At 48.1% G+C, this 15,777-nt stretch carries 14 protein-coding genes and 1 pseudogene; 3 read left to right on the top strand and 12 right to left on the bottom strand.

Annotated features, from left to right (window positions below; translation table 11 throughout):
- Window positions 1-4 precede the first annotated feature (4 nt).
- Both NSS79_RS11475 and NSS79_RS11470 read right to left on the bottom strand, forming a co-directional pair.
- Window positions 5-202: a hypothetical protein gene (locus NSS79_RS11475; protein WP_342439456.1), complete on the bottom strand. Its 198-nt coding sequence runs from the start codon at window positions 200-202 to the stop codon at window positions 5-7.
- On the bottom strand, window positions 144-965 hold the full coding sequence (locus NSS79_RS11470) for an amidase (RefSeq protein ID WP_342439455.1): 822 nt from the start codon (window positions 963-965) through the stop codon (window positions 144-146). Before NSS79_RS11470 ends, NSS79_RS11475 begins: the two co-directional genes overlap by 59 nt.
- On the opposite strand from NSS79_RS11470, the pseudogene NSS79_RS11465 reads away from it, so the two are divergent.
- Window positions 935-2,284, top strand: a pseudogene (locus tag NSS79_RS11465) (ABC transporter ATP-binding protein); the annotation flags it as partial. The gene NSS79_RS11470 and the pseudogene NSS79_RS11465 overlap by 31 nt on opposite strands.
- Window positions 2,285-2,412: 128 nt before the next feature.
- On the opposite strand, the gene NSS79_RS11460 reads toward NSS79_RS11465, so the two are convergent.
- The 6 genes from NSS79_RS11460 to NSS79_RS11435 form a co-directional block, all read right to left on the bottom strand.
- Window positions 2,413-2,655 carry a hypothetical protein gene (locus NSS79_RS11460; protein ID WP_340899311.1) on the bottom strand — a complete coding sequence of 81 codons (243 nt, stop codon included), beginning with the start codon at window positions 2,653-2,655 and terminating at the stop codon, window positions 2,413-2,415.
- 165 nt (window positions 2,656-2,820) lie between these two features.
- The gene (locus tag NSS79_RS11455; protein WP_342439454.1) at window positions 2,821-5,277 is read right to left on the bottom strand and encodes an O-antigen ligase family protein; all 2,457 of its coding nucleotides are present in this window, start codon (window positions 5,275-5,277) and stop codon (window positions 2,821-2,823) included.
- Between the two features lie 352 nt (window positions 5,278-5,629).
- Window positions 5,630-6,058 carry a hypothetical protein gene (locus NSS79_RS11450; protein ID WP_342439453.1) on the bottom strand — a complete coding sequence of 143 codons (429 nt, stop codon included), beginning with the start codon at window positions 6,056-6,058 and terminating at the stop codon, window positions 5,630-5,632.
- A gap of 264 nt (window positions 6,059-6,322) precedes the next feature.
- Window positions 6,323-6,790, bottom strand: coding sequence for a GNAT family N-acetyltransferase (locus NSS79_RS11445; protein ID WP_342439452.1), 468 nt, complete (start codon window positions 6,788-6,790; stop codon window positions 6,323-6,325).
- 46 nt (window positions 6,791-6,836) lie between these two features.
- Entirely contained in the window at window positions 6,837-9,734 is a 2,898-nt protein-coding gene (gene uvrA / locus NSS79_RS11440; RefSeq protein ID WP_342439451.1) for an excinuclease ABC subunit UvrA, read from the bottom strand.
- Window positions 9,735-9,754: 20 nt separating this feature from the next.
- Entirely contained in the window at window positions 9,755-10,669 is a 915-nt protein-coding gene (locus NSS79_RS11435; RefSeq protein WP_342439450.1) for a nucleotidyltransferase, read from the bottom strand.
- 123 nt (window positions 10,670-10,792) lie between these two features.
- Between NSS79_RS11435 and NSS79_RS11430 the strand changes: the two genes are divergently transcribed.
- Window positions 10,793-11,683 (top strand): AraC family transcriptional regulator, encoded by an 891-nt coding sequence (locus NSS79_RS11430; protein ID WP_342439449.1) that lies wholly within the window; start codon window positions 10,793-10,795, stop codon window positions 11,681-11,683.
- Between the two features lie 103 nt (window positions 11,684-11,786).
- Here the strand turns inward: NSS79_RS11430 and NSS79_RS11425 are convergent, their stop codons facing one another.
- Together NSS79_RS11425 and NSS79_RS11420 are read right to left on the bottom strand one after the other, a co-directional pair.
- Window positions 11,787-12,680, bottom strand: coding sequence for a GNAT family N-acetyltransferase (locus tag NSS79_RS11425; RefSeq protein ID WP_342439448.1), 894 nt, complete (start codon window positions 12,678-12,680; stop codon window positions 11,787-11,789).
- A 104-nt stretch (window positions 12,681-12,784) separates the two neighbouring features.
- Complete coding sequence (locus NSS79_RS11420; RefSeq protein WP_038589298.1) at window positions 12,785-13,126, bottom strand: helix-turn-helix domain-containing protein; 342 nt, start codon at window positions 13,124-13,126, stop codon at window positions 12,785-12,787.
- A 105-nt stretch (window positions 13,127-13,231) separates the two neighbouring features.
- Between NSS79_RS11420 and NSS79_RS11415 the strand changes: the two genes are divergently transcribed.
- The gene (locus NSS79_RS11415) at window positions 13,232-13,615 is read left to right on the top strand and encodes a RidA family protein (RefSeq protein ID WP_342439447.1); all 384 of its coding nucleotides are present in this window, start codon (window positions 13,232-13,234) and stop codon (window positions 13,613-13,615) included.
- A gap of 106 nt (window positions 13,616-13,721) precedes the next feature.
- Here NSS79_RS11415 and NSS79_RS11410 read toward each other — a convergent pair whose 3' ends face one another.
- Both NSS79_RS11410 and NSS79_RS11405 read right to left on the bottom strand, forming a co-directional pair.
- Window positions 13,722-13,988: a CD3324 family protein gene (locus NSS79_RS11410; protein WP_038589292.1), complete on the bottom strand. Its 267-nt coding sequence runs from the start codon at window positions 13,986-13,988 to the stop codon at window positions 13,722-13,724.
- Window positions 13,989-14,461: 473 nt separating this feature from the next.
- Window positions 14,462-15,763: a DUF1963 domain-containing protein gene (locus NSS79_RS11405; RefSeq protein ID WP_342439446.1), complete on the bottom strand. Its 1,302-nt coding sequence runs from the start codon at window positions 15,761-15,763 to the stop codon at window positions 14,462-14,464.
- Window positions 15,764-15,777: the final 14 nt, after the last annotated feature.

Raw genomic sequence — 15,777 nt, 5'->3', positions numbered from 1 at the left:
GACCTTAGAGCTCAGCATAATGCTCAAACCAGGATGCATGCCCGCGCGCCATCTCCCCTTCAATGAACCGCAGCATGCTGTCCCCGTAAATAAACTCATCTTCCCATGGCATGTCTGCATAACGGACCTGGTAGCCCAACTGCTCAAGATGTTCGATTTGCGCAGTAAAGGTGGCTTTGACCTCCGGGCTCATCAGCTCCATGTACACTCCCCGCGGGATACCGAGTACAGGCTTCCGATCTACCTGGCGGGGGGGTCCAGTCCGGAACAAGATGGGCTGCAGCCACTTCCATGCTTGGCAGATCCTGCGTGAAGAAGCCTATCGTGTCAAAAGAAGGCGACAGCAGAATCACTCCATCCAGCGGGACTCTTCCATAGCTGGTTTTGAACCCTGTCACTCCGCAAAAGGAAGCCGGTGCGATCACAGAGCGCAAGGTCTGGGTGCCTACTGCGAGGGGACATAGACCGGCGGCTACCGCTGCCGCAGATCCTGCGCTTGATCCGCCGGGCATGTGTTCCGTGTTATGCGGATTCCGTGTAGCGATAGGCCCGTTGTAGGCAAATTCTTCGGTCACTGTCTTTCCGGCAATCAGCACTCCCAAGGCGCGAAGACGTCTTACCAATGAGCCTTCCTTATCAATCAATACTTCTGGAGGAAGCGCGGAACCGGCACGAGTGGGTAAACCCTCGACATGCAACAGATCCTTTATAGCAACCGGCATTCCCCATAAAGCCGGTTTGTCTGCCATTGCAGCGGATGAAGCCAGCAAACGCTCCGCTTCAATGGCCAAACGCGCCTCCAGATGCTCTTCCGAAACAAAGGCATGGATCTGTGGTTCAAGCTGGCGGACCCTTTGCAGATAAAGCTTTACCGCTTGCTGCAATATAATATCAGGTTTTTCTTCTTTATTGGGCAGGTCGGTTAAGGAGGAGCGGGCAAGCCTTAAATCAAAGTGTCGGCACACTGGTCACTGCCCTCGCCCTGTTTGTCGGGTCTCTCATCATGATGTTCAAAACAAATGTGATCATGACCATTACAGCGATTGCTGCCACCGTAATTGGCTTTGGTCTCATGGCGGCAATTATGAAAAAATCTCAAAAGTATTTTCAAAGCCAGCAAGAATATTTAGGAAAAATCAATGGCCATGTGGAGGAAGTCTATTCTGGACATACTGTAGTTAAGGCCTACAATGGCGAATCGCAAATGCGCAGTACATTTGAATCCTTGAATATGAATCTTAAAGATAGCGCATTTAAAGCACAGTTCCTCTCCGGTCTCATGATGCCGATTATGATGTTTATAGGCAATCTGGGGTTTGTGGCCGTTTGTGTCGCAGGTGCTATACTTGCTATGAACGGAACGATATCCTTTGGGGTTATTGTGGCCTTCATCCTGTATGTCCGTTATTTTACACAGCCGCTGTCACAGATTGCGCAAGCCGCACAAAGTCTGCAATCGGCGTCTGCCGCAAGCAAACGTGTCTTTGAATTCCTGGATGCCGAGGAAATGGACCATGAGAGTCACAAGGAAGGACATCTTGAAACCGCTGCGGGCAAAGTGAAATTTGAGCATGTGCAATTTGCTTATGACAATTCAGACAAACTTGTTATTAAAGATTTCTCTGCAGAGGTTAAGCCTGGACAAAAAGTCGCTATAGTCGGTCCTACCGGCGCAGGTAAAACAACGCTTGTAAACCTTCTAATCCGGTTTAATGAATTAATGGGCGGGGAAATTTATATTGATGATACCCCGATCAGCAGCTTAACCAGAGAAAACATCCATGATTTATTCTGTATGGTTCTGCAGGATACCTGGCTTTTTGAGGGCACTATCAGGGAAAACCTAGTGTACAACAAAACGAGCGTAACCGATAAAGAAATCGAAGAGGCTTGTAAGTCAGTGGGCTTGCACCATTTCATACAGACCTTGAGTGCCGGATATGATACCGTGCTCAACGATAAAGTCAATTTATCTACCGGGCAAAAGCAACAGCTTACGATCGCCCGCGCAATGCTCAAGGATGCGCCGATGCTCATCCTCGATGAAGCAACAAGCTCGGTAGATACAAGAACAGAGCTGTTGATTCAGCAGGCGATGGATAAGCTCATGGAAGGAAGAACCTCCTTCGTGATTGCACACAGGCTCTCAACGATTAAGAATGCCGATGTGATTCTGGTTCTGAAGGATGGCGATATCTTGGAAAGCGGCAGCCATCATGAACTGCTTGCCAAAAATGGCTTCTATGCGGAGCTTTACAATAGCCAATTCGAACAAGCATCTTAACCCGGTTACAAAGAACAAAATGACACTAACCTCTAATAAGCTTGCTAATCTGAGGTTAGTGTCATGCAAAAAAAAGCCGCATACCCCACAGATCGCGGGGTATGCGGCTTTGATTGTTGTGCCAAGTTTCATTTTTCACTCTTGATCGTAAAGCTGCGGACCTTCATCCATTTTCCTGCAACGAACTCGTCAATGGTCCCGGTTTTTGTTCTGACGCAAAATTTATGTTGTGTTCCTTTGTCAAAACCCGTGGCCTCAAAGAGCAAATCATCGCCTGCCGGACCTTTATAATAGACCTGCTTCAGCCCAAGCCTGCTGAGCAGTTCCAGTTTTACATTCTCAATATACGAACGTGAAATCTCAGTTGACATCCATGTTCCTCCTGCGGTATTCTCTACTTTTCTTTGGATCTGACCAGCTCCGGGAAAGCTGTGTCTTCTTAGAGGATAACGCAAAAACGCCTCAATTACACTTTAAATTTCAAAAAATGCTGCAATAAGCAAAACGATTTCTTATTCAGGAGAGTGTCCCTTCCTTTAATACTGCTTAGCTAAGATTTCATCAATTCGGGCCGCCTCCTGCGCGTCCGCTGCAATCAGCAGATCATGGACCGCCTGGTCCTGGCCTCCATTCTTTTTCAGTGCAGCCAGATACCAGCGGGCGATCTCGCGGTTAGTAACATCCGCATAATCTGCACTTAAGGCCTGCTTTAAGATATCCGTAGCTTCCTGTACTTCACCCATCATAAACTTTATCTTACCCGCGTTCAGGGCGATGAGCGGGGTTACAGAGAATGGATTTCCTTGCAGCTGTTCGGGTGGCAGTGTTTTTAGATGCTCCACACCGGCAGTCACATGATCGTAGGCTTGAAGTCCAATTGTGAAATATTTTTGTTTAGCGGCATCGTCCTTTAAATTCAGGGCTTGCTCTCCCACCATAAGGGAGCGGCTGATCAGCGTACTGTACCAATCGATATCCCAATTATACTTGTTGGCATTATCGTGGTAGACCATGAGAGCAAGGTCGCTTTGATTTTTAAGATCATAATAAGAAACCAACTGCTTCAGTAACTCTTTATCGTAGGGTTCTCTCTTTAGCGCAGTCGTCAGTAAGGTGTGCGACTCCTCCAGAAATTGTTCGTTCTGCGTCTGGGAATACACCTGCTGATCCAGCGAAGACAGATAGATCGTCGACTCCGGATGACCTGGACGTTTCTTCAGCGCCTTGACCAGCGGAGCTTTGAGCTCATCATAGGATTGGCTGACACTGAACAACTGCCGGGCTTTATTGCCTGCATTGTTGGAACTGATATAGGTGATGGACAGTACCAGCATAAACACCGCCCCTGCCGTAAGGAATGCAAGATACCCGTAACGTACCCCTGCCTTGTTCCAGTTCCGGCGCAGCGGCTTGCTGTCCATCACCACTGCCATTCCGGCCATGCCCAGAAAGACCAGAATCCCCATAAACGCATAGCTCATATTGAAATCCAACAGGCTGTGAACAAGAATGGATAATGCAATAATCAGATAAAAGAAACCGTTGCTGAATTCATCCTGCTTCCTTGCCGCATACCCGCGGATATACTTATAAAAAATATAGAGAATGAAACTCATAAACGCAACAAAACCGACTATCCCCACCTCAATCAGATACTGCAGGAAAAAATTATGCACTTGGTGGCTGACATAGGGGTTATTCTGATATTGCCCGAACACTGCCTGCCAGCCGCTACCTCCGATCCCAAGAACCGGATTATCCTTAATAACCTTCACAGCATCCTTATAAAAGGTAATCCGCTCCAAAACACTGTGCTGCTTGAAATTAATATTCTCCAGCCGGACTTCAATGTGATCCGGAAGAATACTCCGCACGCCTGTACCGATCAGCAAAAAGGCAATAATACCGACAAGCGCAACCGAACCCAGTGGAATCCACATTCCATTCAGTTTTCGGGAGTTCTCGCCGTCCAACTTGCCCCGCAGCCACGGAGCCAGGTAACGCTGCACTACCCAGCTTAATCCGGCTGTAAGGAGCGAAGCCCCGAGCAAATAGCCCCAGCCCTTTAAGGCCGATGATGAGGTGAAATCCGTATTTAGGCTGATTCCCAGATTAGTAACGGGTGAAACAATAACTAAAGATGCCAGTCCGGAAATTCCAAGGTGAATGATCCATAGAATCTGCTGAACAGACTTCAGGAATAACAACAGCAATATAAATACTACCGGCATCATGACAAGCCCGCCGCGTGACAGCGTAAGCAGCATGGAAACGATAATCGGGACGAGCATGAAGCCGTGTAGCAGCCAGCCATACCCCTTCTTGGAGCGGACCAGTGCAAATAGGGCAACAAACAGAAAGGCCATTAAAAAGGCTGCATACGTATTGGCATACTGAAATATCGAGGTCAACCGCAAACCGTTGGAATCGGTTATCAGTGCACCATTGTAAGTTCCATTAACTACCTCTTTTGTGAACCAGCCTACCAGACTGCCCGCTAACTTCCCGCTCCCTAGCCAATTGAGCAGGCCGAACCATACAATGATATAAGCAATACTCAAGACGGCCTGCTGTATCGCAAAGTTCACCTTCTCATGCTTTAACAGGTAGAAGGAGATTATAAAGACGGCAGCGTACATAGTCTGAATAAACAGCATGTTCATCGCTGAGTAATACGAAACAGCTACAAACAGTGTGAGCGCATAAATGATCGGCAACATAAATGCAGCCAGAACAAGCAAGTCACTTTGCTCCTGCAGCTTAAATTTTTTATAATACAAACCTACCCAGCCAAACAGCATAAGACAGCAAACAAGAGCGGACACAAAGAGAGGTTTCTCGAATATGAGCTGCTGACTGTTGAACAATCCCCTCTGGAATGGCGCCCATCCCAGAAACAGTATAAAAACGGCAGCAAGCAGCCATCCTCCCCCTGTTGTTCTATCATTATGTTTCAGCTGCACAGCGTTTTTTCCATACACAGGTTTCGACACAAGTTATACCTCCACACTTACTAGATTCATAGACCATCCAGGCATGGATCGTCTCTACGGCAAAAAAAAAGTTAAGACAAACACCGAAATTCTATCAACGTTCCGCAGCATCACCGCTCCGCAGATATTCCCCAGGAAATAGCTGATGACTCCAATTAAAGATAGTTACACCAATACTGCATTAAGATAATTTGATCCACTCCTTAGCGTATGTATAACGCAATCAATTTCAATAGATGACTGTAATAATATGTAACTTATATTGTACAGGAAACTCGAAAAATGTAAAATAATGAACTGGCAGGAAGATTACTGTGAATAAGCGAAAGTATCTTCCCCTCGTTAAAAGTCATCATTTATCATTGTCTGCTTTCAGCAAGGACGCCAGAAGTTTCCTCCCGTTTGCTATAACTTTAGGCATGTTATTTTGAGTGCCCCAATAGAGATCTCCCAAAGCCAGCTTAATGCAGCAAATCCTGATATGAATCTGCTTGTGGATCAGAATCTCATCACCATAGCCTTCAAAAAATGCTAACTTGGCGCGCCCATCCTTAATAAAATATTTCTCAAACAGTACCGAAAAATGGCCCACATCTACGCCCCATAACATGTTCTCGAAATCAATCAGTCCCCTAAAAATCCTGTTAGTATCTACCAGCCAGTTGCCCGGGGTTGAATCCCAGCTTATGGGGACAGGCTTGCTGCCTTCAAAAACACCGGCATTCTGTAGAGCCCACTCCAGCAGTTCAAGCTCAGCAGGCTGAAGAAGCTTTAGTTCCATACATTTGCCGGCCATATCCTCAAGCGTGCTGCGGATATAGACAACAGGATCCGCATGATGATATAGCTCAATGGGATTCCCGTCTTTATCCGGACGGCCAAACCAATCACCGGTCTGATCTTAATCCGCTTGAATCTTCCACACTCCTGTTCTTGAGCTGCCTTGTCTGTGATCTGAGAGAACTTTAAATGATCCATTACGCGCTTCTACAACGGCAGACAATTCATATGGATAAATCTGTGGCTGATTCAATGTTATCCCCCTTTATGATGGTGATCTGCGCAGGACAAATTTCTGATGAGGATAATCAAATTCCTCTGTCAGCACATCCTCAACAAATCCAAATTTCTTATATAACGGACGCGGGGCTGCCCCGAGCGGATCATTTGCTCTAAACGTAGTTACGGAAAGCTCCGTATCCTCCGGAAACAAAGATAACATTTGATCGATCATCGCTGTGGCGATTCCTTGTCTGCGGTGATCCGGGTGTACAGCCATGCAGGAGAGGCATTTGGCATTATAGGAGAATAGCATCAGCCCGGTAACCTCGCCAGAATAGACCGCACAGATAGCCGTCCGCCTGTTAATGTTCTTAATTACGGTCTGTTTATAGTCCTCCAGCAATTCTTCGCTGTGGAGACCCGGAAAATTACTGCGGACAGCTTCAATCATTGACATCCATGAATCAACATCCTGCATTTCTGCAAATTCCACTTTATATTGTCCGTTCATTACTTCCGCTCCTTCACTCCGTGATTGACGGGGTATGCCTTGCAGATTAAACTATCCAGGCTCTAACCTCTCTCGGTTCAAGCACACTGCGCAGGTATCTTCCGGTATGGGAAGCTTCCACTTGCGCCACCTGCTCTGGAGTTCCCTCCGCGACAACATATCCGCCCTCGTTGCCGCCTTCCGGTCCCATATCAATGATATAGTCTGCCGACTTCATCACATCCAGATGATGTTCAATGACGATGACAGAATGCCCGCTGTCCATCAGCTTGTTCAGCGCAAGCAGCAGCTTCTGTATATCCGCCAGATGCAATCCCGTTGTAGGCTCATCTAGAATATACAGGTTGTGGGCGCCTTTCTTGATCTTGCCCAATTCATAAGCCAGCTTCACTCTTTGCGCTTCTCCGCCGGACAAGGTGGTTGAACTCTGGCCAAGGGTCATATATCCCAGTCCCAGCTCGTTCATAATCCCCAGTTTATGCTTAAGGTACTTATGGTCCTCGAAGAAGATACTGGCTTCTTCCACAGTCATTTGCAGAACATCGGCTATGCTTTTATCCCGGATCTTGATTTCAAGACCTTCTTCAGAGAACCGGTTGCCTTTGCACACCGGGCAGATGGATTCAATGTCAGCCATAAACTGCAGGCTTGTGACGATAATTCCGTCGCCCGCGCAGTGTTCACACCGTGTCCCGTTGGCATGGGTAAGGCTGAAGTCGATTGGCTGATACCCGCGCGCTACGGCATCAGGCTGCATGGCGAACAGGTCTCGGATTTTATCGTATATCCCGATATAAGTGGCCGGATTGGATTTGCTGTTTCTCCCGATCGGTGTCTGATCAATATTGATCACATGGTTTAGCAGCTCCGAACCGAACAGATAATCATGCTCCCCGGCGACAATCCGTGCACCCGTTTTATCTATTCTCAGCTGCTTAGACAGAATCTCGTTGATCAGCGAGCTTTTCCCTGAGCCGGATACCCCGGTCACGCAGATAAAAACACCCAGCGGAATGTCCAGGTCCACATTCTTGAGATTATTCTCCCGGGCTCCCTGAATGGATAAGAAGTGATCTCCCAGATTCCGCCGCTGCTTGGGAATGGGGATGCTTGCGCTTCCGGATAAGTATTGGCCTGTAACCGACTCCGGCTCGTCCATAATATCCTGCATCGTTCCGCTCGCAACAATCTCCCCGCCATGAATACCGGGTCCTGGACCAATTTCGATGATATGGTCGGCAGACTGTATCGTATCCAGATCATGTTCAACCACAATGATCGTATTGCCGATATCACACAGCTTTCTCATCGTATCAATCACCTTGCTCGAATCGCGCGGGTGAAGTCCGATGCTCGGCTCATCCATAATATAGAGCATGCCCATCAGCTCACTGCTGATCTGCGTCGACATTTTGATCCGCTGCATTTCGCCTCCGGACATGCTGTCGCTTCTTCTGCCCAGGTTGATGTAATAAAGCCCGATTTCGATCAGCAGGGAGATTCTCGTATGCAGCTCGCGGATAATGGTCTCTCCTACATCCCGTACCTCTTCCTCAAAGGTCAAGCCATCCAGAAATCCCAGCAGCTCATGCAGCTGCATACGGGTGAGCTGGTCAAAATTCCGGTCCCCGACCGTAATCTGGAGCCGTTGTTTCTTCAGCCTCGCTCCGCCGCATGCCGGGCATATTTTTTCGATCATACACTCCTTGATAAAGGTCGGCTCAAACGCCTCCGAGGTGGATGACTTGCGGATGTATTGCTTGTACCAGTGTTCCATCTCATGCACAAATCCCGCAAACGGCCGGTCCCGGCCGGTAATCCAGTTCTTCTTTTGTGAGGTAGGCGGGTGCAGCATGGGGACGAGTTCGCCTTTGGTGCCGAAGAAGAGCAGCTCGTGAACCGATGTAGGAAGTTCATGGAATGGTGTATCCAGGCTGAAGCCATATTTTTGGGACAAGCTGTACATCATCACCGAGCGGTAGCTGTCTTTGCCCGATGTGTTGAACACCGTGTTCTTCAGCGCTCCTTTATTAATGCTTTTCTCCGGTGCAACCACCAGAAAGCGCGGCTCCACGACATAGGACATGCCTACACCCATGCAGGTATGGCAGGCGCTTGCCGGAGTATTGAAGGAGAAATGGAACGGCTGCATATCGCAAAGGAAGAAATGATGCTCCCGGCAGCCAAAATGGTCGTAGAACCCGTCCTCCACTCCCCCGATCACTTCTACCTTGATCAATATATCCTCATCCAGCGCCAGCATTGCCGCCTCGATGGTCTTAGTCAGCTGTATGTAGGTGTCATGCTTTAAAGTAAACCGGTCAATAACCATCTCAATCCGGTATGTTACGGATTCATCCAGCTCAATCTCTTCCGACAATGACACAGGAGCTTCGTCAATAAGCAGATGCTTGAAGCCTTTAGCCCGCAGCTGCTGAAAAGTATAGCTGTAGTCTTCCCCGTAGATTTTGTATACAGGGGCCCGCAGCTCAACGACCGTACCTTTAGGCAGTGCCGAGATATGCTCGGCGATCTGGGCCGCAGACAGCTGCTTGAGCGGATGGCTGCATTCCGGACAATGTCCGATACCCGCTGTCGCGAACAACAGACGCAAATAATCATTGGTATCCGTTACAGTCCCTACGGTGGAGCGGGGATTATTGTTACCCTTTTTCTGTTCTATGGCAATGACCGGGGACAAGCCCCGTACAGAATCAACCTTTGCTTTCTTCACCTGGCTGATCCGGCTTTTGGCAAAATTCGAGATCGAATCGAGAAATCTCCGCTGGCCCTCCCCATAGATAACATCAAACGCGAGTGAGGATTTGCCGGAGCCGGATACCCCGGTGATGACCGTTAACTTGTCCCGCGGGATCTCTACGGAGATATTCTTGAGATTGTTCTGCTTGGCCCCCGATATTTCAATTGTCGTGCGTACGGACATATGCGAATTCCCCCTTCTTTTTATGGAATATACAAGAAACCAATTTCCTCGACGGCCGGTTTGCTCTTGGAGGTGATACGGATCGTTTGTGACACCTTCTCGATGACACCCTTCCCGGCCATGTACTCCAGGATGTTGATCAAGAAATGACTTTGCATATGAAAATGCTTCGCCAGCAAGGTTACGGTCTTCATCTCCTGATCTGCCATAAATTCAACGACCGGGCGCTTGATCATGTCAAGATGACGGTCCAGAACTTGTCCTATCGTGTCAATGGCGTTCTGAATTTCATCCTCACTTAAGCGCCTGGACATTGGGTTCTGATAAAAGGGGGCCATACGTTCCGGACTGTGTTCGAGGATCTTCAGGACCGACTCCCGGATCGGCGGCTCACCTTGTGAGCACAGCTCCATATTGGCTATCAGATTGCCTGCCTTAAGCAAAAAATACTGGGCATAAAGCAGATCTTTGCGCACCGTCAGCCATTTTTGGCATTTGTGGTACACATCAATCAACTCACAGGCATTCCAAAGCAGGGACAACGCAATATCATAACTTCCCAGCTGCTTGAATTCTTCGAAGTAGTCATAGAGACTGTCATCGGAAGTATAGATCATCCGCCCCTTCGCAAAAAAAGACTGCGGCATCGAGCCGCCGATCATTCGCTCAAAACCCCGCTTGAAGGTACTTCTCTCAAACAGCTGGACGTTTATAGTAATTCCATCCTCCACGAGACAATAAGCGTTCTGTTGCAGGGTTTGGTCGCGGACGACCAGGCCCATGTCAATATCGCTTTTCTCCCAGACTGAATCATAAGCGAGACTTCCGCACACAATGACGGCAATAACGTTCGGATCTTCCCTGACCCTGTCCACGAAGCTTTCGGTCGCGGCCAGATAGCGGTCTTTTAACTCCAGCAGTACTCTATCATCCATATCCAATGATCCTCCACCCGCTCCATATGATTGAAATCGCTTGCCGATTCTGGAGCTTGTGGTAAAATTATACTTCACGTTTTCCATGAAAACCGGACAGAAATTGCTGGAAGGGAGACCCCAATGGATCATTATTTACTGGAAACTATCAACCGGACAACGGAATATATTGAAGAGCATCTGCTGGAAACGCTCTGTCTTGATGATATCTCCGGGCATGTCAATGTCTCCAAATTCCACCTGCTGCGCATCTGGAAAGGGGCTACAGCCACTGGCCTAATGGAGTATGTGCGCAGAAGGCGGATTGCCCTGTCGCTTGGCGATCTGCTGAATCAGCGGAGCAGCATTGAATATATTTCCGCCAAATACGGCTTCAGCTGTGAACGGACCTACAACAGGGCTTTTAAGGAAGAGTATCATGTCACTCCGGCCAAATGGCGCAGATCGCCTTCGCCGCTGAATATCCTGGACCGGTTCAATGCCGACTTTATGAGCCGCGCCGGAGATGGCCTCGTTTTTTTTCGCTCCATCTCGGTATTGCCCCCTTTTTCAATAGCAGGGCCCACCTATACTATTTATGCAGAGGACAACCAGCTGTCCCAGGCTGCGGCCCGTTATGGTGTCGAATTCTTCACGCTTTCCCGTTCCAGGATTATGAATCCGGTAGAGAAGGATGTCTATATCGGCTTCACTTCCATTCCCGAGCCCTTTACCGGGTCTATGATCTACCAGCCCTCCCTGCAAATCAACCACAGCAGCATCATCCCGCCTGACCTGAATATCAAACATATTAAACCGCATAAATACGGTGTATTTACCTACATCGGGCTGCATCGGCCTGAGGAGATTACGCCGCACTCTCTGAGTGAAATCTGGGAATACATCACCGCAACCTGGATGCCGACCGTACCTTTTCAATTAGAGGAGAAGTTCAGCTTTGAATATATTAATTACGCCAAGGGCAACAAGCATTATTGCGAGTGTGATCTGTATTTTCCGATATCGGGATTATGAATTAGAGTCGCCTCAAAATAGTACATACAACAAACCAAGCCCCAGTACCTCAGAGCTTGGTTTTTTTGTGCGCTATAAAGGGAATTACGTTCAAAATAGAACACTATATTTCTTTCTTCCACACGGTCAGCTCCACGTCCAGCTCAAAACCGATATGCTCATAAAAAGGCTGCATGGGACCCGTATATGCCTTGACCATCCCCATTGCCCGCAGCCGGTTTAGAGCTTCATAAATAATCGTTCGCCCCAGCCCATGCAACCTGTAATCTCTATGAGTACCCACCGGTTCAAGTATGCCCATCTTGTTCTCCTCATCCAGAAAAACATTGCAGAAAGACACGACCTCCCCTTGCCCATTAACAAGTGACAGATCAAGCTCAGGCCGATAACCGGGAGCTTCAGCAATCCCTCCATAATATTGAAGCATCTGCTCCGCATATGGAGTTACCGGATAATTGAACGCCATAATATGCCCCTGCGCCTTAGCCCTATTAGAGACATCCGCTCCAGAGCAAAGAGTGAACCCCGATGGAATCTCCACAGGAAAAATCCGGCCCAGTGCGATAGAAACGAAATTATCGCTTTCGTTCGGAAGAAGCTCATATCCGCGACTTAGCGCCATCTTTTCCAGCTGTGGCATAAAGGCCGGAACAGCCAGTTTGCAATAACCGGCTGTTCCCTGGCGGGACCTCTCTTCAATGAATTCGAACATTTCCATGAGCAGACTTTCCTGCGGCTGTTCTGTATCGAGCTGGAAATAGAAATCGCCATCCTTGCAGGCTACGGCAACCAGCTTACCATCCTCTTCTTCCCATAACCCTATATTCTGCTCCCACTCGGGAAGCCATCCGGCATTCTTTTGCAGGAAAAAAATCTCGAATTCAAAGCGTGCAATCAGCCAACTATTCGGCCGCCCAAGTTTACTATAAACATGTGAAAGAAATTGGCGTACTTTCAGCATATCTTCCGGAGTGTAGGCTCTGAACCGTACTGTCATCGTTAATCATCCCCTTAGTCTTCTGTATGACCTTATTGTAAGGAAATTGCAGGCTGGGATGATATACCGAGATCTCTTATTAAAGGTTGTAAACCAGGCCTCATCTAATTATTTTGGTGTATCGTCCCCCACTCACATAAACCTTCCAAAACAGGTAATAGTGTTTCGGCTTTATCTGTGAGACTGTACTCGACTTTAGGGGGAACTTGTGGATACTCTTTCCGTATCACCATACCGTCAGCTTCCAATTCTTTCAGTTGTGAACTCAATGTTTTATACGTAATAGCACCAATCTGTCTTTTCAGATCATTAAAGCGAACCGGTTGGTTTTCTGCCAGCAGGTACATAATCACCATCTTCCATTTACCGCCAATAACGGACAAGGTATAACCAAATGGTGTATCTTGAATGTTTTTAACCTTACCTTTATATTCAGCCATACTCATATTTACACTATCCTTTCTGGTAGTACCTATCAAAAAAGTGCGTACTATATTTTTATTTACGTTCACTTTATACTGACCTTACTTTGAAGTAAAGGAGAGAAAAAAATGGCTACTGTCAAAACCTACAATCACGATCTTTGGGATCACGGCATCACCCAGGGCTATAGCGTCAACGGCACCATCTACATTTCGGGACAATTTTCCCATGATACGGAGGGCGCGTTCGTTGGCGGGGGCGATATCGAGGCACAGACCCGGCAGACGCTGGAGAATCTCGATCGCGTGCTGGCGGGATTTGGTGTCACGAGGTCAAACCTCGCTTATGTGGAGATCTATCTGACAAACGCGCAAGAGCACTTTGAGACATGCGTCGGACTGTTCAAGGAATACATGGGAGAACACCGGCCAGCCGGCAGTCTCGTCGGTGTGGCCTTCCTGGCTTCCCCTGGGCAATTGATCGAAATCAGTGCCGTCGCACACACCAACTAACTCCATCATCGCACCTTGAAATCCAGCGCCTTATGCTGTCGCAACACTACGCTGCTCGCGGCTCCTCATAAAGTTAAAAACCCGCAGATTCATCTGCGGGTCAATGTTATCTCTTCGAATATACGATTTTCTTAATACTCTCCACCGACAATCCGAACTGGTCTGACAATTGGTCGATGGTTACACCCTCGCGGAAACTCTGGCGGATCTTCTCATTACGGGCAACATAATAGTTAGCCGCACCTGAATTCTCGCCCCATTTTCTCCGCTCGCTTGAACGGGTTGGAATATAGATCAATTCCCCCTGAATATACCGCTGGATCTCTTGGAGTAGTCGTTCCGGGAACACATCCGTCGCTCTTATATAATCCATAATGGGCTCGCTCCTTAAAATAGAATAGATATTCTAAGGGCAAAGCCTGCTTAATAAACACAACTTTTAAGTTACTACAGGCGAAATTATTCCTTCGCTCCATGCCAAGCTTCGCCCTGTTTATTCCGCAGGCTTTGCATGGAGCTTGTTGAGTACGAAATCAATAATCTGGTACAAGGTTTACACCCCCCAATCAGCGCCTTATGTCACCAAGCACAGTTACAGATCATGGTATTTACAAATCTTACTGTAAAATATAAATCCAAACAAGGCAACGACTAAAATTACACCTTCCGGGAGTTTTGTAGGAATACAAGAAGCCTCCCACCCGAAGGTGTTCAGCGGCTACTTGGGCTGGTTTTATTTATGGGCCAGCATGATATTCACAATAGAATCAAGTTGTAGCTCCAGAGAATAAGGGTCCTCCATATATTCAGGCAGTACCTCCCAATTTCTCCAGTGACGTTAATATACTAGGATTGCTGATATACCGTAGCCGTAATCTTATCTTTCGGACAAATAAACATATAATAGATGCCCTCTCCGTAAGGGCCAAGCTGTGACCAATCCAACTGGGCTATAAACATCATATTTTCAGAGCAGCAGGGACAAGCCGGATATTCTGCATCCTGAATCCAGGTCGGGTGTCCGCCAACCTGTGAGGCTGCGGGTTCCAGTGTCCACTCCACGGCATGATATGCATTTCGCGGTTGAGCAGCGAGATGCAGGCGGGGTGCAGCGGCTAAATACTCGTCATTATCGTCTCCAAGATTAAGATCCGGCAAAGGTTGCGGTGCTTGATTGTATAAGCTCCAGCGGGGTTCTCCCTGAATTCCAGTTTCCATATAAATCACACTGTAACTGCCGCAGGACAGGCATGTATCCACCTTAAGCCACTCATCTGCCAGAGCCAAATCACGAACCGACGGATGATTATTCCGCAGTTCCATCAGCCGCGTAAACCCGCTGCCGCACCACGGGCATTCCTCCGGGCCCGCTCCCAGAAACCGTGCCGGTTCATTCGCAGCAAGGTCAGCATTCAGTGGTTCTGCCGCCCGTTCAATGGCAAATCCGGTGTGAGAAAACAGATCCCGCCGCACTCCCGATTCTGTAAGCTCCCAGCCGGCTTCAAGTGAGTATTGATCAGGTGAAACAAAAAGCTCTTTCGCCCACCGGGGCGGTTGCTCCCGCCACTGCTGAAACTGCTGAACAATCCGTCCGTCTCCTATCCAGGCTAAGGCCAGCAGCAGATGATTGCGGTTCTCACTATCCTGTTCCACCTGTTCCAGCAGCTGATCCCGGACTTCTGCTGAAGCATCTTTATACAGAATCCCCGGGTAATACAGCTCATGGCCGATAAGCACAGGGATACAGTCCGTAAGCCGCACGTTGTTGTAACAGAGCAGCGACAAAAGAATATCCACGCTGGTCTCCTCGTCACCGGCACTGAGCAAATCTAATGCATATGCCTTCATCCTCTCTGCATCCTCACCCGACAAGGCAGAATACACCTGCTCGCGGTTTAAGGGATAAGGCAGATAGCGGATCAAAGGGTCGTAGGCTTGTTTTGTATGCATAATCTTAAGCACTTCCACCGGATCAGCGATTCCTTTATACAGATCCACATCCCTGCGGTGCTGTTCAATATAAGCCTGGCGTTTGCTGCGTTCCTGTTCCTGATAACACGGCATGCAGAATCCGCCCGTTTTGTGGGCAGTAGCCGGTAAAATGGTTGCCGCACAGTTTTGGCTTTGGCAGGGAATCCGTTCCGTCACTATTTTCCACCTCA

It is taken from the genome of Paenibacillus sp. FSL L8-0436 (genome assembly GCF_038593025.1).
Taxonomy (GTDB): domain Bacteria; phylum Bacillota; class Bacilli; order Paenibacillales; family Paenibacillaceae; genus Paenibacillus_AQ.
Note: the sequence above shows the minus strand (reverse complement) of the source record. Positions and strands in the feature narration are given on the sequence as shown.